The sequence below is a fragment of the Klebsiella sp. CSG-1 genome (assembly GCF_056521145.1).
Window position 1 is genome coordinate 37,384 of sequence record NZ_JBWNLD010000014.1, and the last position, 24,025, is coordinate 61,408.

Here is a 24,025-nt window from a genome sequence, read left to right on the forward strand (position 1 = left end):
CCGGCCAGCACAACCGCATCAGGCCGGTTTCCCGTCCAGCTCATCAAACACCTGCTGCGCAAGATGCATCGTGGCATTGGCGGCAGGCAGCCCGCAGTACAGCGCGGAGTGCATAATCAACTCTTTCAGCTCATCGCGGGTCACACCATTATTAAACGCCGCGCGCAGATGCATTTTCAGCTCCGCTTCGCGGTTGAGCGCAATCAGCATGGCGATTGTTATCATGCTGCGGGTATGGTGATCGAGCCCCGGCCGGGTCCAGGTCTCTCCCCACGCATAGCGGGTAATAAAATCCTGAAACTCGTCATTGAGCGGCGTCAGATTGTGCAGCGTGCGCTCCACATGGGCATCGCCCAGCACTTTGCGCCGAACGTTCATGCCCTGCTGGTAACGGGTTTTATCGTCCACGATCGTCCCCTTGCAAAAAAGCCAACAGCGCCGCGCTAAAGGCCTCCGGCGACTCGATACTGGACAGATGGGACGCGGGAACCACCACCACCTGCGAAGAGGAGATCTGCTGATGTAAAAAATGCGCATCGGCAACGGTAGTGACAGGGTCACTTTCACCGGCAATGATCAGCGTCGGCACGCTAATTTGTCCGACTTCGCTGCGCAAATCGGCCGCCGCCAGGGCTTCACAGCACTCGGCATACCCTTCGGCATTGCTATGGGTCAGCTGATGGCACAGCGCCTCGACCACCTCCGGCGCCTTCTGACGGAAAGCGTGCGTGAACCAGCGGTCCGCCGCACCGGCGGCCACTACGTCCATTCCTTCCTGACGCACGGCCCGCGAGCGGGAGAGCCAGCTGGCCTGATCGCCAATCCGCGCCGCCGTGTTGGCCACCGCGATACCGTAAAAACGATCCGCGGCAAAACGCCCCAGCCATAGCCCGGTCAGGCCGCCCATCGAGATACCGCAAAACCAGGCTTTGGCGATATTGAGATGATCGAGCAGCGCAATAACATCTTCACCAAGCTGCGCCAGCGTCACCTTGCCTGACTTTTGGGTTTTACCATGGCCGTGGGTGTCATAGCGCAGTACGCGGAACCGTTGGGTTAAGGCCGCCATCTGCGGCTGCCACATTGCGCGGGTGGTCCCGAGCGAGTTAGAAAGCACAATGACCGGCGCGCCTTCCGGCCCGTCCAGCTGATAATCAAGGTTCATCACGTTGCTCCTTGTAACGCGCCACGACCTGGCGCACAAAACGTTCGGCGCTGCCGGTGGCCGTGGCCGGGTCCAGCAGCTGCGTTAAACGGGGTGGCGAAAGATGCTGGCTGACCAGCGGGTCGTTCTCCAGCAGCGCCTGCAGCGGGCGAGATTCGTCGATCGCCTGGCGGCACAGCGCCTCAATACGGTGATGGGCATCGGCTTTGCCAATAAACGCCGCCAGCGCCAGCGTCACCGCCTCGGCCATAATCAGTCCGTGAGTGATCTCCAGATCGGCCCGCATTTTCTGCGGGAAGACCTGCATCTCGCGAACCAGCGCATCGCTTTGCGCCAGCGCCCCTCCCACCAGCATAATCAGCTCTGGCAGGGTCTCCCATTCCGCCTGCCAGCCGCCAAGGGCGCGTTCATGCTGCTGAATCTGGCTGGCGTAAAGCGTCGCCACCAGTCCTGGCGTGCGCTGGGCTGCGGTTAAAATCGCGCTACAGGCGATGGGGTTGCGTTTGTGCGGCATGGTCGACGATCCGCCGCGCCCTTCCGCAACCGGTTCGCTGACTTCCGCCACTTCGGTTTGCATTAGCAGGGAAAAATCGTTAGCAAATTTGCCCAGCGTGCCGCACAGGCCAGCAAACCAGGCCCCCACTTCAAGCAGCCGGTCACGCTGGCTGTGCCACGGCGTATCCGGCAGAGTCAGCCCGAGCTGGCTGGCCAGCGCCGCAGCAACCGGCGATGCATCGGCTTTCAGCGAATCCAGGGTACCCGCCGCGCCGCCAAACTGCAGCACCAGCACCCGCGGTCGCATCTCCCGCAAACGCTGCTGCCAGCGCAGCAGCGCATCAAGCGTGCCCGCCAGCTTCAGGCCAAAGGTGACCGGCAGCGCGTGCTGCATCCAGGTACGACCGGGCATGACCGTGTTCTGATAGCGTTCAGCCTGCATGGCGAAGCCGTCAATCAGCTGTTGCAACAGCCGTTCCGTTTCGTCCAGCGCGCCGCGCAGCTGCAAGACCAGTCCGCTATCGATAGCATCCTGGCTGGTCGCCCCCCAGTGAACATAGCGTGCCGCCCCGGCATCCTGCGTCTTCACCCGGGCGGTGAGCTGTTTCATCAGCGGAATCGCCAGGTTGCCCGCGCTGGCGGCGGCCAGCCCCAGGGCCGGAAAATCGATGGCCGAATGCTGGCAGGCGCTGACGATGGGGGCGACGGCATCCTGCGGCACCATGCCGCAGGATGCCTGCGCGCGGACCAGCGCCGCTTCAAAATCCAGCATCCCCTGCACCCGCTGCGCATCGCTAAACCAGGCGGTCAGCGGACTGCTGCGCAGCATGGGGGTCAACAAACTCATGTTGGCTCCTTAAACACGTTCAATAATCAGCGCAATGCCCTGACCGACGCCAATACACATGGTACACAGCGCATAGCGCCCACCGGTGCGACGTAGTTGATACGCGGCGGTCATCGCCAGACGCCCGCCCGACGCCCCCAGAGGATGGCCCAGCGCAATGGCGCCGCCGTTGGGATTGACGTGGGGCGCATCGTCGGCCAGCCCTAAATCGCGGGTCACCGCCAGCGCCTGTGCGGCGAACGCTTCATTCAATTCAATCACATCCATTTGCTCCAGCGTCAGCCCGGTCTGCGCCAGCACTTTACGTACCGCCGGAGCCGGTCCGAAGCCCATAATCCGCGGCGCCACACCCGCCGTCGCCACGCCGACAACCCGGGCCAGGGGGTGCAGATCGTTGGCCCTCAGCGCCGATTCGCTGGCCAACAGCAAGGCACAGGCGCCATCGTTCACCCCGGAGGCGTTCCCCGCGGTCACCGAGCCGTCCGGGCGCACTACCCCCTTGAGTTTCGCCAGCGCTTCCGCAGAAGTGCTGCGCGGGTGTTCATCGCGGGTAAACAGCAGCGGATCACCTTTTCGCTGGGCGATAGAGACCGTTATCAGCTCATCAGCAAACCGGCCGGCCTCCTGCGCCGCGGCGGTACGCATCTGGCTACGCAGCGCAAAGGCGTCCTGATCGGCACGCGAAACGGCAAAATCAGCGGCGACGTTCTCGGCGGTCTCCGGCATCGAATCCACGCCGTACAATGCTTTCATCCGGGCGTTGATAAAGCGCCAGCCGATCGTCGTATCTTCAATCTGCATGTTGCGGCTGAAGGCATTCTCCGCCTTGCCCATCACGAACGGCGCGCGCGACATGCTCTCCACGCCGCCGGCGATCATCAGCTGAGTTTCGCCGCTTTTGATGGCGCGCGCTGCGACGCCGATCGCATCAAGGCTGGAGCCGCACAGCCGGTTAATGGTACTGCCCGGCACCGTTTGCGGTAGCCCGGCCAGCAGCAGAGCCATGCGGGCAACGTTGCGGTTATCTTCCCCGGCCTGGTTTGCGCAGCCGTAAATCACATCATCAATGCGCGCGGGATCCAGCCCCGGGTTACGCGCCAGCAGCGCTTTCAGCGGCAGAGCGGCCAAATCATCGGCGCGCATCGTCGCCAGCGTACCACCAAAACGTCCGAACGGTGTACGCACCGCATCACAGATAAATGCCTGATTCATCATAGGTTCCTTATGCGCTTTCCGCCAGATGTTCGAAGGTCAACGCCACCGGAGTGATGCGCTGCAGCTCCTCAAAAGAGAGGCCGTTGAAAATTTCGCGTACCACCGGGCCGGCCGGCGTGATGTCGATGACTGCCAGGTCCGTGTAGATCCGGCTGACGCAGCCCACTCCGGTGAGCGGGTAGCTGCACTGTTCAACCAGCTTACACTCGCCGTCGCGGGTCAGATGATCCATCATCACAAACACCTGACGGGCGCCGATGGCGAGATCCATCGCCCCCCCCACCGCCGGGATCGCGTCCGGCGCGCCGGTGCTCCAGTTGGCGAGATCGCCGCTGGCGGAGACCTGATACGCCCCCAGTACGCAAATGTCGAGGTGGCCGCCGCGCATCATGGCGAATGAGTCGCCATGATGGAAAAAGCAGCCGCCTTTAAGCAGGGTCACGTACTCTTTACCGGCATTAATCAGCTCGGGGTCTTCTTCGCCCGGCTGCGGCTTGCCCCCCATCCCCAGCAGGCCATTTTCACTGTGCAGAAACACTTCTTTGTCGGTCGGCAGATAGTTGGCGATGCGCGTAGGTAAACCGATGCCCAGATTGACATAGGCCCCTTCAGGAATATCGCGCGCCACTCGCTGGGCCATTTCATCACGGGTTAGTTTTTGCATGGCTGGCTCCTCAGGCGCGTTGTGCGGTGGTCAGGTGTTCCAGCGAGAACACCCGCTGGACGAAAATCCCCGGCGTGATCACATTTTCCGGGTCAAGGTCGCCAAGACTCACCAGACGGGAGACTTCAACGATGGTGGTTTTTGCGGCGGTGGCCATAATGGGGCCGAAGTTGCGCGCCGCTTTGCGGTACACCAGATTGCCCCAACGGTCAGCCTGATGCGCTTTGATCAGGGCAAAATCGGCCTTGATCGGGTATTCGAGGACGTAATGACGACCATCGATTTCGCGGCTCTCTTTACCTTCAGCCAGCGGCGTGCCGTAGCCGGTCGGCGTAAAAATCGCGCCCAGACCGGCGCCGGCGGCCTGGATTCGCGCCGCGAGATTACCCTGCGGGACCAGTTCGAGCTCCACTTTGCCGCGACGATAAAGATCGTCAAAAATCTGTGAGTCGACCTGGCGCGGGAAAGAACAGATCATCTTTCTCACGCGTCCGGCCTTCAGCAGTGCCGCCAGGCCAACTTCACCGTTGCCCGCATTGTTGTTGATAATGGTGAGTTCGCGGGCACCCTGTTCAATCAGGGCATCAATCAGGTACGTTGGCTGACCGGCAGGACCAAAACCGCCGATCATGATGGTCGCCCCGTCGTGAATCCCGGCGATGGCATCACTTAGCGTCGACACGCTTTTATCAATCATCAGGTCGCTCCTTTACGTGCGGTAATCGCACTTTTATGCGTTGTTCGCACAAAATGTGACCCGCTTAACGATGTTGGTCAAGGGCGATAATCGAAATATGGTGCGATAATCGAACATCGTATATCTTTAGCGAAAGAATGTGATCGATGGCAAATATGGAGAAGAAAATGGAGAAGCATCCAGACGATTTACTGACGGGCGACAGCGATCCGTTTAAAGGCGATCCGAACTTTATGGCCTCGCTGGCCCGCGGGCTGGAAGTGATTCAGGCCTTCACCCCGCAGCGCCCGGTTCTGTCTATCTCGCAAATCAGTCAGAAGACCGGCATTCCGCGCGCGGCGGTGCGCCGCTGCCTGTATACGCTGGGGAAACTGGGGTTCGTCTATGCGGAAGATGGCAAAAACTTTCAGCTGCGCCCGCGCATTCTGGCTCTCGGCCACGCATGGCTAGCCTCCACGCCGCTGGCGCGTTCGGCGCAGCCTGTTCTTAAACATCTGAGTGAAATGTTGAACGAGTCCTGCTCGATAGCCACCCTCGATGGCGACGATATTCTCTATATTGCCCGCGCCTCCAGTTCGCGGATTATGACCATCGATCTCGATATCGGCAGCCGCCTGCCGGCCTGGGCGACCTCGATGGGGCGCGTGCTGTTAAGCCATCTGCCGGAAGAGAAGCTGAACGATATGCTGGCGCGGGTCACGATGATTCGCTACACCCCGCAAACGGTGGATTCAGTGAACAAACTGCGCGCGGAGCTGAAGCGCGTCCAGCAGCAGGGCTACGCGCTCAACGATCAGGAGCTGGAAATGGGGCTCCGCTCGCTGGCGGTGCCTTTGTTCAACCCGCAGGGCCAGATACAGGCCGCGCTGAACGTCGGCGTGCATGCCGGGCAGGTCTCCACCCGCGAAATGCTGGAACGAGTACTGCCCGAGCTGCAAAAAGCGGCTCGCGAGCTGACGCTGCTGCTGCGCTAGCGGCTGCGTTTGGCGTGGCGCTCCCAGTTTTCCTGTTTCGCCTCGGCGGATTTACGCAACGCGACGTAACACGCTCCGCTGCCGCCATGCGGTGCCGAGGCCACGCAGAACGCCTGCACCTCGGGCAGTTCGACCAGCCAGCGCGCCAGATAGCTACGCACGATATTGGCGTGGGCGTTATCATCCCGCCCTTTCCCGTGGACGATCAGCAGATTGCGCAACCCCTCTTTTTGCGCCTGCACGACAAAGGCAAACAGCATTTGCCGGCACTGTTCGACCGGACGGCGCAACAGATTCAGGCTCGCCTGCGGGTCATATTTCCCCAGCCGCAGCTTATCCAGCACACCGTTTTGCAGCCCTTCGCGTTTAAATTCCAGCGGCGTCGTCAGCGGCAGAATATCGAGATAGCCGGTGGTGAGAAAATTATCGAGCTGCAGGACATCAAGACGCTGCGTCGGGCGCGGGTTGCGTTCAGGATGCCAATGCACGTCATTGCCACGCTTGAGAGGCTGAACGTCCTCCATGGCGCCAAGAAATAGCGATTTGTCGTCAAGATTCATGTGCACTCCTCCGGCTGCTACCGGAGGCTACTATATCCGCCGCGCCCCGCCTCCTCAATGCGTTTGTCGACAACCGGCGACAATTTACCCTCCCGGCTCAGGCGGGAAACTGCTGGCGACTTTGTCGGCGAAACTGGGTGATTAGCGAGGCCGTTAGCGGCGTCTGGCGCGAGTCGCGACGCTGGATCAGGTAATAGGTCGCTTTCGGTAACGTTTCGCTCACCTTGATCATCACCAGCTTGTCGGCAATCATCGGGTCGCTGCCCAGCTCAACCGGTAAGATACTCAGAAAATCACTCTGTACCACCAGACTGATGCAGGAAGAGAAGGTTTCGCACACGATGCCGACATGCGGGATCTGCGCACGGTGGCTAAACAGATCCTGGAGCTGCTTAAAGTAGCTGCCGCGCGGCGTCGGCATGGTCCAGCTGTAAGGCAGCAGTTGTTCAATCGAGGTCGCCTGGGTTGCGGGATGCCCGACGCGGGCGAAGACCGCAAACGGCTTTTCGAACAGCTTCTCAAAGCTGAACTCATGATCGTAAGGGCCGGGATAATAGGTATTGATGGTGAAGTCGAGCTCCCCCTGCCGCAGCTCGTTGATCATCGACAGCAGTTGACCTTCCATGATACGCACCTTCACCAGCGGGTGCTGCTGATGAAAACGCCCAATCACCGAGGGCATCAGCGAGCGCGCCACGCTGGCTCCAAGGCCAATATTGATCTGCCCGGTCAACGCCCCCTGGCGCTGTAACAGATCCTCCTGCGCCGCCCGCAGCTCCTCAAGAATCAAACTGGCGTGCTGATAAAAACTTTCGCCATTTTCGGTTAACGATACCCCCTGGCTACGGCGCACGAACAGCTGGGCGGACAGCCCCTCTTCCAGCTCTTTAATCGCCTTGGTCAAGGCCGGTTGCGATAACGCCAGCGTCCGGCTGGCACCGCGAATGCTGCCCTGACGCGCCACTTCGACGAAGGCGCGAATTTGGTGAAATTTGATCTGAAAAGACATCGCCGTAGTGATAACCATTGTTTATCAAACAGAAGAAAATGGCATCTACTGTAATGCAAAGCGTTGTGGCAACGTAAGAATGCGCTGCTGAAAAACCCGTCAGCGATAAGTAAAAGCTATCACACCGTGAACCTCATCACATTTTTAAATATGACAGGACAGGTTATGCCGTTACTCAATGAATACATCCGTCAACTGCTGCCAGAGATGACGCAATGGCGTCGCGATTTACACCATTATGCCGAGTCCGGCTGGGTCGAGTTCCGCACCGCCAGTAAAGTTGCAGAACGATTGCACCAGCTGGGCTACGACCTGACGCTGGGCCGCGACGCGATCGATGCCGATAGCCGGATGGGATTACCGGATGAGGCCACCCTGGCCAAAGCTTTTCAGCGCGCCCGTGAGCAAGGGGCGCCAGAACCGTGGCTGAGCGCGTTTGAAGGCGGCTTCACCGGTATCGTCGCGACGCTGGATACCGGGCGTCCCGGCCCCACGCTGGCCTTTCGGGTCGATATGGATGCCCTCGATCTGAATGAACATAGCGACGGCCACCACCGCCCGTTCCGCGAGAACTTTGCCTCCTGTAACCCTGGGATGATGCACGCCTGCGGACATGATGGTCATACGGCTATCGGCCTTGGTCTGGCCCACGTTCTGAAACAGTATGCCGATCGGCTGCACGGCGTGATCAAGCTGATTTTCCAGCCTGCGGAGGAAGGTACCCGCGGCGCGCGGGCCATGGTCGCCGCTGGCGTGGTGGATGATGTCGATTACTTTACCGCTATTCATATCGGTACCGGCGTACCGGCCGGTACGGTGGTATGCGGCAGCGATAATTTTATGGCTACCACCAAATTCGACGCGGTATTCACCGGCGTCGCCGCCCACGCCGGAGGTAAACCGGAAGACGGACGCAATGCTCTGCTCGCCGCGGCGCAGGCGGCAATTGGTCTGCACGCCATCGCGCCGCATAGCGCCGGCGCGTCGCGGGTCAACGTCGGCGTCATGCAGGCAGGCACCGGGCGGAACGTTGTCCCTTCCGGCGCGCTATTGAAGGTGGAAACCCGTGGTGACACGGAAGACATTAATCGCTATGTGTTTGAACGCGCACAAGAGGTTATCCAGGGGGCTGCCGCGATGTACGGGGCCAGCGTCGACGTGCGTTTGATGGGCGCGGCGACCTCCAGCGCCCCCTCCCCGGCGTGGGTAAACTATCTGCGCGAGCAGGCGGCCCGGGTGCCCGGCGTGGAACAGGCTATCGACCGTATTGCCGCGCCTGCCGGCTCAGAAGATGCCACCCTGATGATGGCCCGGGTTCAACAGCATAATGGTCTGGCCTCATATATGGTTTTTGGCACGCAACTCAGCGCCGGCCACCACAACGAACAATTCGACTTTGATGAGAACGTGATGGCCATCGCCGTTGAAACCCTGGCCCGCACCGCGCTCAATTTCCCCTGGCAACGAGGTGTGTAATGGAGACTCTCTACCGCTACGTTGATGAGGCGATTGCCGCCCGCGCCGGGGAGTTGACCGCCATCGCCGATGCAATCTGGGATCATCCGGAAACACGGTTTGAGGAGTACTGGTCAGCCGAACGGCTGGCGCTGGCCCTTGAAACAGAAGATTTTCAGGTCTGCCGTGAAGCCGGCGGGATCCCGAACGCCTTTGTCGCCAGCTACGGCAGCGGAAAGCCGGTGATTGCCCTGCTGGGTGAATATGATGCGCTGGCCGGGCTCAGTCAGCAGGCGCACTGCGCGCATCCTGCTGCCGCAACCCCAGGGGCGAACGGCCACGGCTGTGGTCACAATCTGCTGGGCACCGCGGCGCTGGCCGCCGCCATTGCCTGCCGGAGCTGGCTGGCGCAGCACGGCGGTCGTGGGACGATTCGTTTCTACGGCTGTCCGGGTGAAGAAGGCGGTTCCGGCAAAACGTTTATGGTGCGCGAAGGATTGTTTGACGATGTGGACGCCGCGCTGACCTGGCACCCGGAAGCCTTCGCCGGTATGTTCAGCACCAGCACGCTGGCCAACATTCAGGCCGCCTGGCGGTTCAGCGGCACCGCCGCCCACGCCGCCAACTCGCCGCATCTGGGTCGCAGCGCTCTGGATGCCGTTACGCTGATGACCACCGGCAGCAACTTCCTCAATGAGCATATTATTGAGAAAGCGCGGGTCCACTATGCCATTACCGACAGCGGCGGCATTTCCCCCAACGTGGTCCAGGCGCAGGCGGAAGTGCTCTATTTAATCCGCGCGCCGGAGATGGCGGATGCGCAGCAAATCTATGCCCGCATCGAGAAAATCGCCCAGGGCGCGGCGCTGATGACTGAAACCTCGGTCACCTGTCGTTTCGAGAAGGCCTGCTCCAGCTATTTACCAAATCGCACGCTGGAGGCGGCGATGTATCAGGCCGTTTGCCACTACGGCACGCCGTCATGGAGCAAGGAAGATCGCGCGTTTGCCGACCAAATTCGTGCAACATTAAGCGAGAACGACCTCAACAACAGCCTGAAAAATATCGCCGGCACCGGCGGCGAAGAGGGAAAAAACTTCGCCCGCCGCCACCGGGACACGGTGCTGATCGATGAAGTCGCTCCCTGGGCCGCGACGGATAATATCCTGGCAGGGTCAACCGATGTGGGCGACGTCAGCTGGAAAACCCCGGTCGCCCAATGTTTCAGCCCCTGTTTTGCCGTCGGAACACCGCTGCATACCTGGCAGCTGGTGAGCCAGGGCCGCACGGCCATCGCCCACAAGGGGATGCTGCTGGCCGGAAAAGTGCTCGGCGCCACGGCGATCCGCCTGCTCACCGACGGCGCGCTGCTGCAAGCCAGTCAACACGAACTGGCGCAACAGCTGGCGGAAAGGCCATATCATTGCCCGATCCCGCAAGACGTGACACCGTCACCTTTAAAATAAAAACAATAGCTCACGCAATAAACACCACAACTAACACAACAACGACTGAGGAATGCCCATGAGTATGTCATCCATACCGTCGCCTTCCCCCAACGGGAAGCTGTACAGCTGGGTTGAAAAGATCGGCAACAAGGTTCCACACCCTTTTTTGCTGTTTATTTATCTGATCGTGGTGCTGGCGGTAGCCACCGCCGCACTGTCGGCCTTTGGCGTGGGGGTGATCAACCCGACAGACGGCTCCACCGTGGTAGTCAAAAACCTGCTCAGCATCGAAGGACTACACTGGTTTCTGCCGAACGTCATCAAGAACTTCAGCGGATTTGCCCCGCTGGGGGCGATTCTGGCGCTGGTGCTCGGCGCGGGACTGGCCGAACGGGTGGGTCTGCTGCCGGCGCTGATGGTCAAAATGGCCTCGCACGTCAGCGCGCGCTACGCCAGCTATATGGTGCTGTTTATCGCCTTTTTTAGCCATATCTCATCCGACGCCGCTCTGGTGATCATGCCGCCGTTAGGCGCCCTGATGTTTCTCGCCGTCGGCCGCCACCCGGTGGCGGGATTACTGGCGGCGATTGCCGGCGTCGGCTGCGGGTTCACCGCTAATTTGCTGATTGTCACAACCGATGTGCTGCTCTCGGGCATCAGTACCGAGGCGGCAAAGACGCTGGATGGCTCGCTGCATGTCAGCGTTATCGACAACTGGTATTTCATGGCTTGTTCGGTCATCGTTCTGACCCTGGTAGGCGGGCTTATCACCGATAAGTTGATTGAACCGCGGCTGGGAACATGGGAAGGCCGCAGTGAGGACAGACTTGCGGCGCTGACGCCAGAGCAACGCTTCGGGCTGCGGGTAGCCGGTATCGCGTCATTGGTTTTTATCGCTCTGGTCGCCATCATGGTCGTGCCGCAGAACGGGATTCTGCGCGATCCGGTCACTCATACGGTGATGCCCTCACCCTTTATTAAAGGCATTGTGCCGCTGATTATTTTTTTCTTCTGCTTCGTCTCGCTGGCCTACGGTATTGCCACCGGAAAAATTCGCCGTCAGGCAGATTTGCCGCCGTTAATGATCGAACCGATGAAAGAGATGGCCGGGTTTATCGTTATGGTGTTCCCGTTGGCCCAGTTTGTTGCCATTTTTAACTGGAGCAATATGGGTAAATTTATGGCCGTGGGGCTGACTGATTTACTGGAGCAGGCGGGAATGAACGGGGTGCCGGCTTTTGTTGGCCTGGCGTTACTGTCGGCATTTCTCTGTATGTTCATCGCCAGCGGCTCGGCAATCTGGTCCATTCTGGCGCCGATCTTTGTGCCGATGTTTATGCTACTCGGGTTTCATCCGGCCTTTGCACAGATACTGTTCCGCATCGCGGATTCGTCGGTCCTGCCGCTGGCGCCGGTATCGCCGTTTGTCCCGCTGTTTCTGGGCTTCCTGCAACGCTATCGTTCAGATGCGAAACTCGGCACCTATTATTCTCTCGTCCTGCCCTATCCCCTGATATTCCTCGGCGTGTGGCTTCTGATGCTGGTGATATGGTACTGGCTGGGATTACCCATCGGGCCAGGAATTTACCCACGCCTGTCCTGACAAAGCCGGGTGGCCAGAATCTGGTCACCCTCCGCTGCGCGCGTGACGACACTTGTCACCACCTGGAGAGGATCTTCGTCTCCAGACCTGCTTTGATTATATCAGCCTTGTCTGAGACGCATTTTTTCGGCATCCAGGGTTGTCTTGCGACATTCTTAAAGATGCCGTTTTTTTAAATGCATCTCTTTCAGCATCTTATATACAGACTCAAGCACAAGAGAGACAGCGTTTAACAATAACCCACTGATAATCAAGATTAAAAGTCCTGTCAGCATATATTGCATATCGATACCTCTAATGGTTGTAAAAAAAAGCCAACACCGGGGTGCTGGCAAAATAATTGACTCAAGGAATGCCTGTATATTTATTCGCGGCGCCGGGTGCCTCCCGATGAATTAGCCAGTTCTTACTAATCCGCGTGCGTATGACAAACTGCAGAGAAAAACGAACTGAACGCTCCTCCGCACAGGGGAATTCGCCGCCGAATAAAAGTAACAAAAACCCGTCGCCCCCGCGCGGCGCAATTAATACAAAAATAAACATCTCCGCAGACGATATATCGGCGATTTTATCCGTATCAGCAGCCGTACGCAGATTGAAATCGCGCGTCATTTCTTTCCCCTGTTCCCGGCCTTTATCCGCACAGCGGTGGATTATCTTTCAGGAGTATAGTTGCCAGAACGGCGTGCGTGATATCTTGTCAATAGAGCGCAATAGTTATCTTGCTAATCAGGTAACAAGGAGAAACGATGCTGGTACTGCTTCAGGATAAAATCGACACCCCGCTGGGGCCATTATGGATTCTTTGCGACGAGCAGTTTCGCCTTCGCGCCGTTGAGTGGGAGGAGCATAGCGACCGTATGACGCAACTGCTTGATCTGCACTATCGGCATGAAGGTTATCAACGCATCGATGCCCGCGATCCCGGCGGGCTGAGTCGCCAACTTGACGCCTACTTCGCCGGCGATCTCAGCATCATCGAGACGCTGCCGACGGCAACGGCAGGCACCCCCTTTCAGCGTGAAGTCTGGCAAGCCCTGCGCACCATTCCCTGCGGTCAGGTGATGCATTACGGCCAGCTGGCGGAAACACTGGGGCGTCCGGGCGCGGCGCGTGCGGTCGGCGCGGCCAACGGTTCAAACCCGGTCAGCATTGTCGTGCCCTGCCACCGCGTGATTGGGCGAAATGGCACCATGACCGGCTATGCCGGCGGCGTGCAGCGGAAAGAGTGGTTATTGCGCCATGAGGGGTATCTGCTTCTTTGACGCTACGTGCCTTTTATCGGAAGCATCAGGTAACTTTACAATAAGCTTCCGACCAACATTGTATTGTTTATCAATGAGATAAAAGTGATAAAAGCTTTACCCTTTTAATATTACGTGTTTCACGGGTTCGAGACTTACCTGCTCACCAAAAAGATGTTAAAATTGACCAATATCAATTAAGGCTTGAGCAGACTTATGATCCCGGAAAAGAGAATTATACGACGCATTCAGTCTGGCGGTTGCGCAATCCATTGTCAGGATTGCAGCATTAGTCAGCTTTGCATCCCTTTTACTCTGAACGAGCACGAGCTTGATCAGCTGGATAATATCATCGAGCGTAAAAAGCCAATCCAGAAAGGGCAAACCTTATTCAAAGCGGGTGATGAGCTGAAATCGCTGTATGCGATTCGTTCTGGCACCATTAAAAGCTATACCATTACCGAACAAGGTGACGAGCAGATTACCGGCTTCCACCTGGCGGGTGATTTGGTTGGTTTTGATGCCATTGGTACCGCGCTACATCCGAGCTTTGCGCAAGCGCTGGAAACCTCAATGGTCTGCGAAATCCCTTTCGAAACGCTGGACGATCTTTCCGGTAAAATGCCAAATCTGCGCCAGCAGATGATGCGTCTGATGAGTGGCGAGATCAAAGGCGACCAGGACATGATCCTGCTGCTTTCTAAAAAGAATGCGGAAGAGCGTCTGGCGGCCTTTATTTATAATTTGTCTCGTCGTTTCGCGCAGCGCGGTTTCTCGCCTCGCGAATTCCGCCTGACGATGACCCGCGGTGATATCGGCAACTATCTCGGTCTGACCGTCGAAACCATCAGCCGTCTGCTGGGGCGTTTTCAGAAAAGCGGCATGCTGGCGGTAAAAGGCAAATACATCACCATCGAAAATAGCGACCTGCTCGCTCAGCTCGCTGGTCAGGCCCGCAACGTCGCCTGATCCTCTTTGTCCCTCCGCCAGATCGCTCATTTTTTTCTGATTTGTTGATCTGGCCAGGGTCATCCCCTGTTTCATTTCATCCATATAGGTTATCTTTTAATTACAGACTGTGGTTACAGTTGTAAGGAGACCCTGTATGGCCAAGTATCAGAACATGCTGGTAGTAATCGACCCCAATCAGGACGACCAGCCTGCATTGCGGCGTGCGGTGTATCTACACCAACGGATTGGTGGACGCATCAAAGCCTTTTTGCCGATCTACGATTTTTCCTATGAGATGACAACCCTGCTGTCGCCCGATGAGCGGACGGCAATGCGCCAGGGCGTTATCAGCCAACGTAGCGCCTGGATCAAAGAACAGGCCCGGTTTTATATTGAGTCCGGCGTTCCCATTGAGATTAAGGTGGTGTGGCACAATCGCCCCTTCGAAGCCATTATTCAGGAAATCCTCAGCGACAAACACGATTTGCTGCTGAAAATGGCGCACCAGCATGACAAGCTGGAGGCCGTGATTTTCACCCCGACCGACTGGCATCTGCTGCGTAAATGTCCATGTCCGGTCTGGATGGTAAAAGATCAGCCGTGGCCGGAAGGCGGCAAAGCGCTGGTGGCCGTCAATCTGGCCAGCGAAGAAAATTACCACGACGCGTTAAACGAAAAACTGGTTAAAGAAACCCTCGAGCTGGCGGACCAGGTCAACCATACCGAAGTCCATCTGGTGGGCGCCTACCCGGTCACACCGATTAATATCGCCATCGAACTCCCCGATTTTGACCCCAGTATCTACAACGACGCCATTCGCGGTCAGCATTTGCTGGCCATGAAGGCGCTGCGGCAAAAATTCGGCATTGATGAGAACCGCACCCACGTTGAAAAAGGCCTACCGGAAGAGGTCATTCCTGACCTCTCTGAACACCTGCAGGCGGGGATTGTGGTGCTGGGCACCGTCGGGCGCACCGGACTGTCGGCGGCCTTTCTCGGCAATACCGCCGAGCAGGTCATCGACCATTTGCGCTGCGACCTGCTGGTCCTCAAACCTGAGCAGTACAAAACGCCGGTTGAAATGGATGACGAGGATGACGATTAATCCACCGCGGGTTGATGCTGCGTAAAACACGCTCCCCTGCTTCGGCGGGGGATTTTTTTGTGTTGCCTCCCCGGCGACAGAAAAAACAAAGGGCCTTTCGGCCCCGTCATCGACAACACATATACAGCAACAATGCTTTTAATGGATACCTAAGCGCCAGGCATGATCGATTTCTTCTTTCAGCTCGCTGGAGGAGAGCGACATCAAATCCGCAAATTCCAGCTCAAGAAGTTTGAATTTTTTCAGATACTGCGCGGGGGTTAACGCTGTTGGGTCACGACGCAGAAACTCGATTGCCATTTGCGCCGGGGTTAATTCGGTATCCATAATATCCTCAGAGTGATGAAAAAACAGGCTTAGTATAGCACTCCAGGCTGACGACTTTATGAGCAATTCATGACCTTGCTGTATATATAAAAAAGCCGTCTCAGCAGAGACGGCTTCAGAAGCAAACATTATTTAGGATCGCAAACCATTACAACGCTTTCAGAATTGCGTCGACGCTGGCTTTCGCATCACCAAACAGCATATGGGTGTTCTCTTTGAAGAACAGCGGGTTCTGAACACCGGCATAACCTGTATTCATCGAACGCTTAAAGACCACCACATTTTGCGCTTTCCACACTTCCAGCACCGGCATCCCGGCGATCGGACTCTTCGGATCGTCCTGCGCCGCCGGGTTAACGGTGTCGTTGGCGCCGATAACCAGCACGGTATCAGTATCGGTGAAATCGTCGTTGATCTCATCCATTTCCAGCACCACGTCGTACGGCACTTTCGCTTCCGCCAGCAGTACGTTCATGTGCCCTGGCAAACGCCCGGCAACCGGATGAATACCAAAGCGCACCTTGATGCCGCGGGCACGCAATCTTTCGGTGATTTCCGCCACCGGATACTGCGCCTGTGCGACCGCCATACCGTAGCCCGGGGTGATGATCACGGAGTGCGAGTTTTTCAGCATTTCCGCGGTATCTTCGGCGCTGATTTCGCGGTGTTCACCCACTTCTTCATCGCTGCCGGTAGAGGAACCATCGGTACCAAAACCGCCGGCAATCACGCTGAAGAATGAACGGTTCATCGCCTTACACATGATGTAAGACAGAATCGCACCCGACGAGCCCACCAGCGCCCCGGTGACAATCAGCAGGTCGTTACTGAGCATAAAGCCCGCCGCCGCTGCCGCCCAGCCCGAGTAGGAGTTCAGCATTGAGACCACGACCGGCATATCTGCCCCGCCGATCGAAGCCACCAGATGCCAGCCAAAGGCCAGGGCAATGACCGTCATCACCAGCAGCGCCAGAACCTGAGTTCCTGTGCTGTCGGTGCGAACAAAGGCCACCAGCAGCAGGAAGGAAACCACCAGCGCCGCCAGGTTCAGCTTATGGCGATGCGGCAGCATCAGCGGTTTAGACGAAATTTTGCCGCGCAGTTTGCCAAAGGCCACAATCGAGCCGGTGAAGGTCACCGCACCGATAAAGATGCCGAGGAACACTTCCGTCAGGTGAATATTCACCAGGATCTGTTCCATTCCCGCTTCGTGATACAGGTAGCTGTTAAAGCCGACCAGCACCGCAGCCAGGCCCACAAAGCTGTGCAGCACCGCAACCAGTTCCGGCATTTCGGTCATTTCGACTTTCTTCGCCAGGCGAATACCAATTGCGCCGCCGATAACCATCGCCAGGATGATCCACGCCACGTTGCCGGTATCCGGCCCGAGAATGGTTGCCAGCAGCGCGATAGCCATCCCGGCCATGCCGAACAGGTTACCCTGCTTCGAGGTTTCGTGCTTTGACAGCCCCGCAAGGCTAAAAATAAACAGAATAGCGGCAACAATGTATGCAGCTGTAACTAATCCTCCAGACATGTGCTACCCCTTAGTTCTTGCGGAACATTTTCAGCATGCGCTGAGTAACGGTGAAACCACCAAAAATATTAATGCTGGCGATCAGCACCGCGATAAAACTCAGGAAGCTGACCCAGCCACCGTGGCCGATCTGCAATAACGCTCCGACAACGATAATCCCTGAAATTGCGTTGGTCACCGACATCAGCGGCGTATGGAGCGCATGAGAAACGTTCCATACCACGTAATAACCCACCACGCAGGAGAGCGCGAAGACGGTAAAGTGACCGAGGAACTCCTTCGGCGCCACGTTGGCAAGCCAGCCAAAGAGAATAATCGCCAGCGCCATCAGCGCGTATTTACGCCACGGGGAGGTCGGTTTTTCAGCTTCTTTCGGCGCATCAACGGGCTTCGCCGCAGCCTGCGGCTGGGCAGAAACCTGAATCGGCGGCGCCGGCCAGGTCACTTCACCTTCACGAACCACCGTCACGCCGCGAACCACGACGTCGTCAAAATCGATGGTGATATTGCCGTCTTTCTCTTTGCACAGCAGCTTCAGCAGGTTGACCAGGTTGGTCCCGTACAGCTGCGAGGACTGCGTCGGCAGACGGCCCGGGAGGTCGGTATAGCCGATGATCTTCACGCCGTTGGCGGTCGTCACCACTTCGCCAGGAACGGTGTACTCACAGTTGCCGCCGTTCTGCGAGGCCAGGTCGACCACCACGCTGCCCGCCGTCATGGAGTCCACCATTTCACGGGTAATCAGCTTCGGCGCCGGTTTGCCCGGGATCAGGGCCGTGGTGACGATGATGTCCACCTCTTTGGCCTGCGCGGCAAACAGCGCCATTTCGGCTTTGATAAAGGCTTCGGACATCACTTTGGCATAGCCGTCGCCGCTGCCCGCCTCTTCTTTAAAGTCCAGTTCCAGGAACTCGGCGCCCATACTCTGCACCTGTTCTTTCACTTCCGGACGCGTATCGAAGGCACGGACAATCGCGCCGAGGCTGTTCGCCGCGCCGATGGCCGCCAGTCCAGCGACGCCGGCACCAATGACCATGACCTTCGCCGGCGGAACTTTCCCGGCAGCGGTGATCTGACCGGTGAAGAAACGACCAAATTCGTGGGCCGCTTCAACAATCGCCCGGTAGCCGGCAATGTTGGCCATCGAGCTGAGCGCATCCAGCGACTGGGCGCGAGAAATACGCGGCACCGAATCCATCGCCATGACGTTGATGTTGCGAGCCGCTAATTTCTGCATCAGCTCAGGATTTTGCGCAGGCCAGATAAAGCTCACCAGCGTGGTGCCCGGATTGAGTAATGCAATTTCATGTTCTTCTGGTGCGTTCACCTTCAGAATAATGGATGACTGCCAGACTCCAGCGGTGTCTACGACTTCTGCACCCGCCTGGACAAAGGCTTCGTCATCGAAACTTGCCAGATGACCCGCGCCGCTTTCAACGGCAACGGTAAACCCGAGTTTTAGCAGCTGCTCCACCGTTTTCGGCGTGGCAGCGACGCGGGTTTCATTGGCAAACCGTTCTTTTGGTACCCCGATACGCATAGTTTTCCCTTCCATCGGTTTTTGATGATGGTTTTTCTTTTCTTACAGACGACGGTTAAGCGGCAAAACATGCCGTTTCTTTTCCATTGACTGAAAAAATGAAACAGTAACAAACTTTTTATAACCTACTGAAAATAGCGATTGTGATCTACTGCGATAAAACAGAAATTTTGATTTTATTGGTAAAACGCATCGCGAACCGTGTCAGGCAGCAATATTTACCTTAAATTTATGGTCAGGCCTGATAAATCGCTTAGCTGATGCAGTTATACGCCATTAATCGCCTGCAAGAACATAACATTAACATTACGTTAACTTATAAAAGTGGTATTGATTATCAATTTTGCTGGTCAAGCGGCTGTTTTTTCAACATATCAGAAATTGTTATATTATTGTGACGCACGTTTCGGGCGGTAAGCAAAAAATGACGCAGACAGTTACGCCTTTTAAATGCAATAATCGAGCGTTATCAGTCAACAACAATACCAGTACATGGTTTGCGCAAGGCAAAGGATTATTTTTATGAAGCTTAAGAACTCACTCCTGGCGTCTGCTCTCCTGGCTACGACAGCGTTGTCAGCCCATGCAGCGACCGAGCTGACTCCGGAGCAGGCGGCGGCGCTAAAACCCTACGATCGCGTCGTGATCACGGGCCGTTTTAATGCCATCGGCGATGCGGTAAAAGCCATGTCCCGTAAAGCGGACAAAGATGGCGCGGCCTCATTTTATGTTGTCGACACTTCTGATTATGGCAACAGCGGCAACTGGCGCGTCACGGCGGACCTGTATAAAGACAATGCTCCGCAGGCGGATGCCCCGAAAAATCGCGTCATCAATGGCGTCATGGAGTTGCCAAAGGATCAGGCCGTCGAGCTGGAGCCTTTTGATACCGTGACCGTCCAGGGCTTTTATCGCAGTCAGCCGGAAGTGAATGATGCGATCACCAAAGCGGCGAAAGCCAAAGGTGCCGCCTCCTTCTTCATCGTCCGTCAGGTTGATGCTAACCAGGGCGGCAACCAGCGTATCACGGCTTATATCTATAAAGCCGATGCCCGGAAACGCGTTCTGCAGAGCCCGGATGCGATCCCGGCCGATTCTGAAGCCGGGCGCGCAGCGCTGGCTGAAGGCGGTACCGCTGCGAAAAACGTCGAAATTCCAGGCGTTGCCACCACGGCAGCCGTCGGTTCCGGTACCGGCGTAGGTCGTTTCTTCGAAACGCAGTCATCAAAAGGCGGACGTTACACCGTCACGCTGCCGGATGGCACCAAAGTTGAAGAAGTGAACAAGATCACCGCGGCCCAGATGGCGCCGTTTGACAGCATCAAGTTCACCGGCAATTACGGCAACATGACCGAAATTTCTTACCAGACCGCCAAACGCGCGGCGAAGAAAGGGGCGAAGTACTACCACATTACCCGCCAGTGGCAGGAACGTGGCGGTAACATCACCATCAGCGCAGATCTGTATAAATAATCGCATCGGCACTGAGTAAAAAGGCGGCAATATGCCGCCTTTTTGTTTTTTTTCATCCGCCACCATTGCATGCGCACAAGACACTCCGTAAAATCCCGCGCCTTAGCGTAATCCTCCATTTTTATGCGATTTCGCCAAATAAATATTCTTGATTCACTGCCGTCACCTCGGGAATACAATGGAAAAGAAACTGGGCCTCAGCGCCTTGACCGCACTGGTACTGAGCTCAATGCTGGGCGCAGGCGTGTTCAGCTTGCCGCAAAATATGGCGGCCGTCGCCAGCCCGTCGGCCCTGCTGATTGGCTGGGCGATCACCGGCGTGGGGATTTTATTCCTCGCCTTCGCCATGCTGCTGTTGACCCGCATTCGCGCCGATCTTGACGGCGGTATCTTCACCTATGCCCGCGAAGGTTTCGGTGAACTCGTCGGTTTTTGCTCCGCCTGGGGCTACTGGCTGTGCGCGGTGATCGCCAACGTCTCGTATCTGGTGATTGTCTTTGCCGCGCTCAGCTTCTTTACCGACACTCCGGATACCATTATTTTCGGCAACGGGAATACCTGGCAGGCGATCGTGGGCGCGTCGCTCCTGCTGTGGGTGGTGCACTTTCTGGTCCTGCGCGGCGTCCAGACCGCGGCAGGCATTAACCTGATCGCGACCCTGGCCAAGTTAATCCCCCTCGGCGCATTTGTTATCCTCGCCGTCATCGCCTTTCGCCTGGAGACATTCCGCCTTGATTTTAGCGGGCTGGCGCTCGGGGTACCGGTCTGGGAGCAGGTGAAGAACACCATGCTGATCACCCTGTGGGTGTTTATCGGCGTGGAAGGTGCGGTCGTGGTTTCCGCACGGGCGCGCAATAAACAGGATGTCGGCCGCGCCACGCTGCTGGCAGTCCTTTCCGCGCTGGTGGTTTATCTGCTGGTGACCCTGCTCTCTTTAGGCGTGGTCGCCCGTCCGGAACTGGCCGAAATGCGTAATCCGTCGATGGCTGGCCTGATGGTGAAAATGATGGGCTCATGGGGCGAAGTGGTGATCGCGGCCGGGCTGATTATTTCCGTGTGCGGTGCCTACCTGAGCTGGACCATTATGGCGGCAGAAGTCCCCTGGCTGGCCGCGACGCATAAAGCATTTCCGCGCCGCTTCGCCCGGCAGAATAAAAACAACGCTCCGTCGGCCTCGCTGTGGCTAACCAATATCAGTGTTCAGGTGTCGCTGGTGCTGATCTGGCTGACAAAGTCTGATTACAATACGTTATTGACCATCGCGTCCGAGATGATTCTGGTGCCCTATTTCCTCGTGGGCGCCTTCCTGCTGAAGATTGCTGTACGCCCGCTGCATAAGGCGGTAGGTGTCGGCGCATGTATTTATGGCTTATGGTTATTATATGCATCCGGCCCTGTGCATTTATTGTTGTCAGTGGTACTTTACGCTCCGGGTCTTCTGGTTTTCCTGTACGCTCGCCGTACGCACCAGCACGATCGCATGCTCAAACGCCGTGAATTAGCCTTAATTGGTTTTTTGCTGGTTGCCGCTGTACCGGCAACGTGGATGCTGGTGGGGTAAGCGGTCGCCCTGCTGCTGAACTCAAAGGAGATACCCATGACTGTCCGACAGCCTCGCCCGATTCTCATCACCGGTGGAGGCCGCCGCATCGGCCTCGCGCTGGCGCACCATTTTCTGGATCAGCAGCAGCCGGTTATCGTCAGCTATCGCACGCACTACCCGGCCATTGACGCACTGCGCGATGCCGGGGCCGTCTGTCTTGCCGCCGATTTTAGTACCGATGAACAGATACTGGCCTTTGCCGAAGCGGTAAAACACCACGCCGCCGACGGTCTGCGCGCGATCGTCCATAACGCCAGCGACTGGATGGCTGAAAAGCCGGGCGTTCCGCTCACCACCGTGCTGGCCAGCATGATGCAGATCCACGTTCATGTCCCCTATTTGCTCAACCATGCGCTGGAAACGCTCCTGCGCGGGCACGGGCACGCCGCCAGCGACATTATTCATATCACTGACTATGTCGTTGAACGCGGCAGCGATAAACATATTGCCTACGCGGCCAGTAAAGCGGCGCTGGATAATATGACCCGCTCATTTGCCCGCAAACTGGCGCCGGAGATTAAGGTCAACGCCGTTGCCCCTTCGCTGATCATGTTTAATGAGGGCGATGACGCCGAATATCGCCAGCAGGCGCTGGATAAATCGCTTATGAAAAGCGTGGCGGGCGAAAAAGAGATAGTCGACCTGCTCGATTATCTGTTCACCAGCCGGTTTGTTACGGGCCGCTCTTTTGCCGTGGATGGCGGCAGACACCTGCGTTAGTGGAAGCGGCTCCAGCCGAGGATCAGCAGCCAGGCGCACAGCCCCCAGCATCCGACTGCGCCCGCCAACGCCAACGGCAGGCGCATCATTCCGGTGAAGTACCAGAGCGACAGCAGATAGACGAAATAGGGAATGATTGACCACATCCCAAAGACGATCGTGGTCCGCAGCGCCTCAAGCCCGCGCTCGCTGGCCACAATATAATGCGCAATCAAAGCAAAGGTCGGAAATAGTGGAATTAAACCAGCAATATAATAATTTTTGCTTTTCGACAGTACGCCAATCAGTATCACCACCAGCGCGCCGATCAGCCCTTTAATCAACAACCCCATTCCTTTAGCCTTAACATATAAACAACCCGTTGATGTAGCATAACGGAAGTACATATATTCACAATATCATTCGAATCCCCCCTGAGCGGCGTAAGGGCGAATGCTCTAAGCCTGGATAACCGGCTGGCCGTTCAGCGCGCGAAGCAAACGCCGGGGCCGCTTGAAGGATGACCTCTTTTTTTTATAAAAGAGTAATGGCAGGTAGTCTGGTGGCGGTGTATGTTAATTCTTTTTCCAGTACAAGTAAGATATGAATAAGATCGTTTTTGTTGAGGATGATCCGGAAGTGGGCGCCCTGATTGCCGCTTATCTCGGAAAGCACGATATGGAAGTGGTGGTTGAACCACGAGGCGACCGGGCAGAAGAGGTTATCGCGCGGGAAAAACCCGACCTGGTGTTGTTGGATATTATGCTGCCTGGCAAAGACGGCATGACCCTGTGCCGCGATCTGCGTGGCCAGTGGCAAGGTCCGATTGTGTTGCTCACCTCGCTCGACAGCGATATGAACCATATTTTGTCCCTGGAAATGGGCGCCAGCGATTACATTCTGAAGACCACGCCGCCGGCGGTATTGCTGGCACGTCTGCGCCTGCATTTGCGCCAGCACATCGCCTCTCCCGTGACCAATGCCCCGGCGTCGCTCACGCCGCATAAATCGATTACATTCGGTTCACTGCTCATCGACCCGGTTAACCGTCAGGTATTGCTCGGTGGCGAGAGCGTGGCGCTCTCAACGGCTGATTTTGAGCTGTTGTGGGAACTGGCCACCCACGCCGGACAGATTATGGATCGTGATGCGCTGCTAAAAAATCTGCGCGGCGTCAGTTACGATGGTATGGATCGCAGTGTGGATGTGGCGATTTCGCGCCTGCGGAAAAAACTGCTCGACAGCGCGACCGAGCCTTATCGCATCAAGACGGTGCGCAATAAAGGATATCTGTTCGCCCCTCACGCCTGGGACAATTAACTTACCGTCCGGCCGTCGAGCGCGAAAAAAACCACCTGCGGGTGGTTTTTTGTCGGCGGCGCTCTGTCCCTCCGTCGCCTGCCGCGCACGGCTG

General features: G+C 57.1%; 24 protein-coding genes. 11 read left to right on the plus strand and 13 right to left on the minus strand.

Annotated features, from left to right (window positions below):
• Positions 1-18: 18 nt before the first annotated feature.
• From pcaC to AC007G_RS24530, 6 genes are read right to left on the minus strand one after another with little or no spacing between them, the layout of a single operon-like run.
• Positions 19-408 (minus strand): 4-carboxymuconolactone decarboxylase, encoded by a 390-nt coding sequence (pcaC, locus tag AC007G_RS24505; protein WP_004862525.1) that lies wholly within the window; start codon positions 406-408, stop codon positions 19-21.
• Entirely contained in the window at positions 398-1,165 is a 768-nt protein-coding gene (gene pcaD, locus AC007G_RS24510) for a 3-oxoadipate enol-lactonase (protein ID WP_032699707.1), read from the minus strand. The genes pcaC and pcaD overlap by 11 nt, the downstream gene beginning before the upstream one ends.
• On the minus strand, positions 1,155-2,507 hold the full coding sequence (locus AC007G_RS24515; RefSeq protein ID WP_047664997.1) for a 3-carboxy-cis,cis-muconate cycloisomerase: 1,353 nt from the start codon (positions 2,505-2,507) through the stop codon (positions 1,155-1,157). The genes pcaD and AC007G_RS24515 overlap by 11 nt, the downstream gene beginning before the upstream one ends.
• Positions 2,508-2,516: 9 nt before the next feature.
• Positions 2,517-3,719, minus strand: coding sequence for a 3-oxoadipyl-CoA thiolase (gene pcaF / locus AC007G_RS24520; RefSeq protein WP_032687459.1), 1,203 nt, complete (start codon positions 3,717-3,719; stop codon positions 2,517-2,519).
• A 10-nt stretch (positions 3,720-3,729) separates the two neighbouring features.
• Positions 3,730-4,386, minus strand: coding sequence for a 3-oxoacid CoA-transferase subunit B (locus tag AC007G_RS24525; protein WP_032687458.1), 657 nt, complete (start codon positions 4,384-4,386; stop codon positions 3,730-3,732).
• 10 nt (positions 4,387-4,396) lie between these two features.
• The gene (locus AC007G_RS24530; protein ID WP_032687457.1) at positions 4,397-5,083 is read right to left on the minus strand and encodes a 3-oxoacid CoA-transferase subunit A; all 687 of its coding nucleotides are present in this window, start codon (positions 5,081-5,083) and stop codon (positions 4,397-4,399) included.
• Positions 5,084-5,250: 167 nt separating this feature from the next.
• Between AC007G_RS24530 and AC007G_RS24535 the strand changes: the two genes are divergently transcribed.
• Positions 5,251-6,057, plus strand: a complete 807-nt coding sequence (locus tag AC007G_RS24535) for an IclR family transcriptional regulator domain-containing protein (RefSeq protein WP_032696070.1) — start codon at positions 5,251-5,253, stop codon at positions 6,055-6,057.
• On the opposite strand, the gene smrA is transcribed toward AC007G_RS24535, so the two are convergent.
• The gene (gene smrA / locus AC007G_RS24540; RefSeq protein WP_032687455.1) at positions 6,054-6,617 is read right to left on the minus strand and encodes a DNA endonuclease SmrA; all 564 of its coding nucleotides are present in this window, start codon (positions 6,615-6,617) and stop codon (positions 6,054-6,056) included. The two genes, AC007G_RS24535 and smrA, sit on opposite strands and share 4 nt — an antisense overlap.
• A 97-nt stretch (positions 6,618-6,714) precedes the next feature.
• Positions 6,715-7,626 carry a LysR family transcriptional regulator gene (locus AC007G_RS24545; protein WP_032687454.1) on the minus strand — a complete coding sequence of 304 codons (912 nt, stop codon included), beginning with the start codon at positions 7,624-7,626 and terminating at the stop codon, positions 6,715-6,717.
• Positions 7,627-7,791: 165 nt separating this feature from the next.
• On the opposite strand from AC007G_RS24545, the gene AC007G_RS24550 reads away from it, so the two are divergent.
• The 3 genes from AC007G_RS24550 to abgT are packed head-to-tail and all read left to right on the plus strand — an operon-like array spanning position 7,792 to position 12,132.
• A complete protein-coding gene (locus AC007G_RS24550; RefSeq protein ID WP_032687452.1) occupies positions 7,792-9,102 on the plus strand; it encodes a M20 family metallo-hydrolase in 1,311 nt (436 codons plus the stop codon).
• Positions 9,102-10,547, plus strand: coding sequence for a M20 family metallopeptidase (locus tag AC007G_RS24555; RefSeq protein WP_047664998.1), 1,446 nt, complete (start codon positions 9,102-9,104; stop codon positions 10,545-10,547). Before AC007G_RS24550 ends, AC007G_RS24555 begins: the two co-directional genes overlap by 1 nt.
• 58 nt (positions 10,548-10,605) lie before the next feature.
• Positions 10,606-12,132 (plus strand): p-aminobenzoyl-glutamate transporter, encoded by a 1,527-nt coding sequence (gene abgT, locus AC007G_RS24560; protein WP_032687449.1) that lies wholly within the window; start codon positions 10,606-10,608, stop codon positions 12,130-12,132.
• Positions 12,133-12,477: 345 nt separating this feature from the next.
• Here the strand turns inward: abgT and AC007G_RS24565 are convergent, their stop codons facing one another.
• Positions 12,478-12,744: a hypothetical protein gene (locus tag AC007G_RS24565; RefSeq protein ID WP_032687448.1), complete on the minus strand. Its 267-nt coding sequence runs from the start codon at positions 12,742-12,744 to the stop codon at positions 12,478-12,480.
• Positions 12,745-12,881: 137 nt separating this feature from the next.
• Here AC007G_RS24565 and ogt point away from each other — a divergent pair, with 137 nt between their 5' ends.
• From ogt to uspE, 3 genes are all read left to right on the plus strand, one after another.
• Positions 12,882-13,397, plus strand: a complete 516-nt coding sequence (gene ogt, locus AC007G_RS24570) for a methylated-DNA--[protein]-cysteine S-methyltransferase (protein ID WP_032696064.1) — start codon at positions 12,882-12,884, stop codon at positions 13,395-13,397.
• A gap of 195 nt (positions 13,398-13,592) precedes the next feature.
• A complete protein-coding gene (fnr, locus tag AC007G_RS24575) occupies positions 13,593-14,345 on the plus strand; it encodes a fumarate/nitrate reduction transcriptional regulator Fnr (protein WP_004862555.1) in 753 nt (250 codons plus the stop codon).
• Positions 14,346-14,481: 136 nt separating this feature from the next.
• Entirely contained in the window at positions 14,482-15,432 is a 951-nt protein-coding gene (uspE, locus tag AC007G_RS24580; protein WP_004862557.1) for a universal stress protein UspE, read from the plus strand.
• Between the two features lie 138 nt (positions 15,433-15,570).
• Here uspE and AC007G_RS24585 read toward each other — a convergent pair whose 3' ends face one another.
• The 3 genes from AC007G_RS24585 to pntA all read right to left on the minus strand — a co-directional run bounded on the left by AC007G_RS24585 (position 15,571) and on the right by pntA (position 18,836).
• The gene (locus tag AC007G_RS24585) at positions 15,571-15,759 is read right to left on the minus strand and encodes a YdiH family protein (RefSeq protein ID WP_004862559.1); all 189 of its coding nucleotides are present in this window, start codon (positions 15,757-15,759) and stop codon (positions 15,571-15,573) included.
• 148 nt (positions 15,760-15,907) lie between these two features.
• Complete coding sequence (pntB, locus tag AC007G_RS24590) at positions 15,908-17,296, minus strand: Re/Si-specific NAD(P)(+) transhydrogenase subunit beta (RefSeq protein WP_004862561.1); 1,389 nt, start codon at positions 17,294-17,296, stop codon at positions 15,908-15,910.
• A gap of 10 nt (positions 17,297-17,306) precedes the next feature.
• On the minus strand, positions 17,307-18,836 hold the full coding sequence (gene pntA, locus AC007G_RS24595) for a Re/Si-specific NAD(P)(+) transhydrogenase subunit alpha (protein ID WP_142630765.1): 1,530 nt from the start codon (positions 18,834-18,836) through the stop codon (positions 17,307-17,309).
• Between the two features lie 522 nt (positions 18,837-19,358).
• On the opposite strand from pntA, the gene ydgH reads away from it, so the two are divergent.
• From ydgH to folM, 3 genes are all read left to right on the plus strand, one after another.
• A complete protein-coding gene (gene ydgH / locus AC007G_RS24600; protein ID WP_004862568.1) occupies positions 19,359-20,309 on the plus strand; it encodes a DUF1471 family protein YdgH in 951 nt (316 codons plus the stop codon).
• Between the two features lie 178 nt (positions 20,310-20,487).
• A complete protein-coding gene (locus AC007G_RS24605; RefSeq protein WP_032687445.1) occupies positions 20,488-21,870 on the plus strand; it encodes an amino acid permease in 1,383 nt (460 codons plus the stop codon).
• A gap of 36 nt (positions 21,871-21,906) precedes the next feature.
• Positions 21,907-22,632, plus strand: coding sequence for a dihydromonapterin reductase (gene folM / locus AC007G_RS24610; RefSeq protein WP_032687444.1), 726 nt, complete (start codon positions 21,907-21,909; stop codon positions 22,630-22,632).
• Here the strand turns inward: folM and AC007G_RS24615 are convergent.
• Positions 22,629-22,964, minus strand: coding sequence for a GlpM family protein (locus tag AC007G_RS24615; protein ID WP_004862575.1), 336 nt, complete (start codon positions 22,962-22,964; stop codon positions 22,629-22,631). The two genes, folM and AC007G_RS24615, sit on opposite strands and share 4 nt — an antisense overlap.
• A gap of 250 nt (positions 22,965-23,214) precedes the next feature.
• Between AC007G_RS24615 and rstA the strand changes: the two genes are divergently transcribed.
• Positions 23,215-23,931 carry a two-component system response regulator RstA gene (rstA, locus tag AC007G_RS24620; RefSeq protein WP_032687443.1) on the plus strand — a complete coding sequence of 239 codons (717 nt, stop codon included), beginning with the start codon at positions 23,215-23,217 and terminating at the stop codon, positions 23,929-23,931.
• The last annotated feature ends 94 nt before the right edge of the window (positions 23,932-24,025 follow it).

Bases quoted from the DNA above. Each gene is read 5' to 3' on its own strand.
- pcaD (WP_032699707.1), bottom strand. From the start codon at position 1,165: ATGAACCTTGATTATCAGCTGGACGGGCCGGAAGGCGCGCCGGTCATT.
- AC007G_RS24515 (WP_047664997.1), bottom strand. From the start codon at position 2,507: ATGAGTTTGTTGACCCCCATGCTGCGCAGCAGTCCGCTGACCGCCTGG.
- pcaF (WP_032687459.1), bottom strand. From the start codon at position 3,719: ATGAATCAGGCATTTATCTGTGATGCGGTGCGTACACCGTTCGGACGT.
- AC007G_RS24525 (WP_032687458.1), bottom strand. From the start codon at position 4,386: ATGCAAAAACTAACCCGTGATGAAATGGCCCAGCGAGTGGCGCGCGAT.
- AC007G_RS24530 (WP_032687457.1), bottom strand. From the start codon at position 5,083: ATGATTGATAAAAGCGTGTCGACGCTAAGTGATGCCATCGCCGGGATT.
- AC007G_RS24535 (WP_032696070.1), top strand. From the start codon at position 5,251: ATGGAGAAGCATCCAGACGATTTACTGACGGGCGACAGCGATCCGTTT.
- smrA (WP_032687455.1), bottom strand. From the start codon at position 6,617: ATGAATCTTGACGACAAATCGCTATTTCTTGGCGCCATGGAGGACGTT.
- AC007G_RS24545 (WP_032687454.1), bottom strand. From the start codon at position 7,626: ATGTCTTTTCAGATCAAATTTCACCAAATTCGCGCCTTCGTCGAAGTG.
- AC007G_RS24550 (WP_032687452.1), top strand. From the start codon at position 7,792: ATGCCGTTACTCAATGAATACATCCGTCAACTGCTGCCAGAGATGACG.
- AC007G_RS24555 (WP_047664998.1), top strand. From the start codon at position 9,102: ATGGAGACTCTCTACCGCTACGTTGATGAGGCGATTGCCGCCCGCGCC.
- abgT (WP_032687449.1), top strand. From the start codon at position 10,606: ATGAGTATGTCATCCATACCGTCGCCTTCCCCCAACGGGAAGCTGTAC.
- AC007G_RS24565 (WP_032687448.1), bottom strand. From the start codon at position 12,744: ATGACGCGCGATTTCAATCTGCGTACGGCTGCTGATACGGATAAAATC.
- ogt (WP_032696064.1), top strand. From the start codon at position 12,882: ATGCTGGTACTGCTTCAGGATAAAATCGACACCCCGCTGGGGCCATTA.
- fnr (WP_004862555.1), top strand. From the start codon at position 13,593: ATGATCCCGGAAAAGAGAATTATACGACGCATTCAGTCTGGCGGTTGC.
- uspE (WP_004862557.1), top strand. From the start codon at position 14,482: ATGGCCAAGTATCAGAACATGCTGGTAGTAATCGACCCCAATCAGGAC.
- AC007G_RS24585 (WP_004862559.1), bottom strand. From the start codon at position 15,759: ATGGATACCGAATTAACCCCGGCGCAAATGGCAATCGAGTTTCTGCGT.
- pntB (WP_004862561.1), bottom strand. From the start codon at position 17,296: ATGTCTGGAGGATTAGTTACAGCTGCATACATTGTTGCCGCTATTCTG.
- pntA (WP_142630765.1), bottom strand. From the start codon at position 18,836: ATGCGTATCGGGGTACCAAAAGAACGGTTTGCCAATGAAACCCGCGTC.
- ydgH (WP_004862568.1), top strand. From the start codon at position 19,359: ATGAAGCTTAAGAACTCACTCCTGGCGTCTGCTCTCCTGGCTACGACA.
- AC007G_RS24605 (WP_032687445.1), top strand. From the start codon at position 20,488: ATGGAAAAGAAACTGGGCCTCAGCGCCTTGACCGCACTGGTACTGAGC.
- folM (WP_032687444.1), top strand. From the start codon at position 21,907: ATGACTGTCCGACAGCCTCGCCCGATTCTCATCACCGGTGGAGGCCGC.
- AC007G_RS24615 (WP_004862575.1), bottom strand. From the start codon at position 22,964: ATGGGGTTGTTGATTAAAGGGCTGATCGGCGCGCTGGTGGTGATACTG.
- rstA (WP_032687443.1), top strand. From the start codon at position 23,215: ATGAATAAGATCGTTTTTGTTGAGGATGATCCGGAAGTGGGCGCCCTG.